Source organism: Ferruginibacter sp., from assembly GCF_031391665.1.
Classification (GTDB): Bacteria; Bacteroidota; Bacteroidia; order Chitinophagales; family Chitinophagaceae; genus Ferruginibacter.
This window is the reverse complement of record NZ_JANMUN010000127.1, coordinates 1-2,127: the sequence shown is the minus strand read 5'-3', so window position 1 is coordinate 2,127 and position 2,127 is coordinate 1. Positions and strand designations below refer to the sequence as shown.

1 protein-coding gene and 1 pseudogene are annotated in these 2,127 nt (G+C 36.4%); one reads left to right on the top strand and one right to left on the bottom strand.

Translation table 11 applies throughout. From position 1 onward, the window contains the following. Positions 1–228, top strand: a pseudogene (locus ACY651_RS09350) (MFS transporter); the annotation flags it as partial. A 3-nt stretch (positions 229–231) separates the two neighbouring features. Here ACY651_RS09350 and ACY651_RS09345 read toward each other — a convergent pair. Further along, the coding region (locus ACY651_RS09345; RefSeq protein WP_462251991.1) for a PKD domain-containing protein at positions 232–2,127 on the bottom strand (1,896 nt) is incomplete at its 5' end.

The window sequence follows — 2,127 nt, the reverse complement described above, 5'->3', positions numbered from 1 at the left end:
CAGTTTGGTACTAACTTAAGGGCTTCAGCATCTACATCCATTACAAATTTTGTAAGGGGTTTTACACCGTTACTGTTTTTAATTTTTAGTTACTTAAGAAACTACCAAAATATCGGTTATATAAAAGGCGCCTGGATAATTGGCATTGGAGTAATGGTAATTTCTTTATCGGCTTTATATTTTACTAAAGAAAGTTATGGAAAAGATTTAGATTTTACAGAAGAGTAATTTTTATCTTATCAGCATTACAGTTGATTTTTTGTCAATAATATTTCCTTTAAAATCTACACCATTAACTAATACAACAAACACCCCGCTGTTTTGTTTTTGTCCCTGCCACATCCCATCCCAGCCTTTGTTATAATTGGTAGTGTAAAATATTTGCTGCCCCCAGCGATTAAATATTTTAAGATAATTAAATTGTTTTATGCCTACAGGTGTGCCTTTAAAAATATCATTCAATCCATCGCCGTTGGGTGTAAAGGCGTTGGGTAAATAAATATCGGGGCCCTTATAAATTTTAACGGTTACATCAGCATAACTTTCGCAGCCTTCGGGTGTAAATGCTTTTATGCTGAAGGTTTGTGTGGCAGTAAGCGTAGTAACAGGATTTGAAATAGTTGGATTGCTTAACAATGCTGCAGGGCTCCAGGTATAACTTAAGCCGCCGGTTGCATTTAATTGTATTGGCTGGCCTGCAGCAGCAATGGTATCGTTGCCTGCAAATGCATTGGTGCCGTAAATAATAATATCTTTTTGTAACGAATCGGAGTAACAGCCATTAGCAGCCGTTGCAAATAATTTTACTTTGTAAGTTCCATTGGCAGTATAAATATGTTGTGCATTTTGTGTGGTTGCAATGCTGCCATCACCAAAAGTCCATTTCCATTGCGATACGGTATTAGAATTATCGATTGCAGAAAAATTTATCAAACTGTTTTTGCAGGCATCTTTAAAAACCATGGTAACATCGGGACTAGGGTTTACATAAAATGTCTCAATGGTAGTATCACTGCAACCATTATTACTGGTAGCAATTAATTGTACCGTTTGATTACCCGGTAAAAATGATTTTACAGGATTTTGCTGATTGCTCCATTCAGTATTGCTGTAAATCCACGACCATTTGGTAATGCTGCCAGTAGAAGCAACAGAAGAGTCATTAAACTGAATAGGTAATCCTTGACATAGTGGAGGTACACCAATACCGAACTTAGCCGCAGGTTTATCTAGTACAAAAACATTTTTTGAAATTATGCCAGGGCAAAACATGCTGCTATCAATAACTACCAGCAGTAACACACTTTGATTTCCTGGTGTAGTGAAAATATGCACGGGATTTGTATTACGGGCATTACCTATTGAATCAGAAAAAATCCAAACCCAGCCATTTATTATTCCCCCTGCGGGTGTGGTACTATTATCATATAAAAAGGTTGGTGTGCCAAGGCAAACAGAATCTTTAAAAGTAAAATCTGCGTTGGGTGCTTTGTAAACATTAAATGTTTTAGTTCTAATTGCTGATTCACAACCTTCCGTTGTTGTAACTGTTAGTTGTACTATTTTGTTACCACTTGTAGTATAAGTTTTTACAGGGTTCTGCAATGCAGAATTGGTGCCATCATCAAACTGCCAAAGCCATTTATTAATTGTCCCAACATTCACAAAAGAATTATCAGTAAAAGATAATGCTTGACCAGTACAAGAATAGTTATTGTTATTATTAAAAAAGTTAATTGTAAAATCTGAAAGTGGCAACCCGCCAATCCTCACCGTTTGCGTATTAGTAGCTTCACATCCATCAGCACCAATCACTCTTTGCTTAACTACATAATCGCCGGCGGGTGCAAATACATGCACCGGGTTTAAATTAACTGAATCTATCGGGCTGCCATCACCAAAATCCCAGTAAAATTTTGCAATGGTTGTAAATGAAACTGTAGTGGTATTAAAAGTTATGGGTTCATTAATACATCTTTTTTGTGTGGGGTTAAAATTAAAAGAAGGGTTTAATGCTGTTTTAAATCCCTGGTAATTATATTCTCCTCCTGTACTGCCGGTAAAGCCCCAAAATACCATTGGGTTACCAGCAAAAACATCTGTTACAAAATCTTTTACCACACTAAC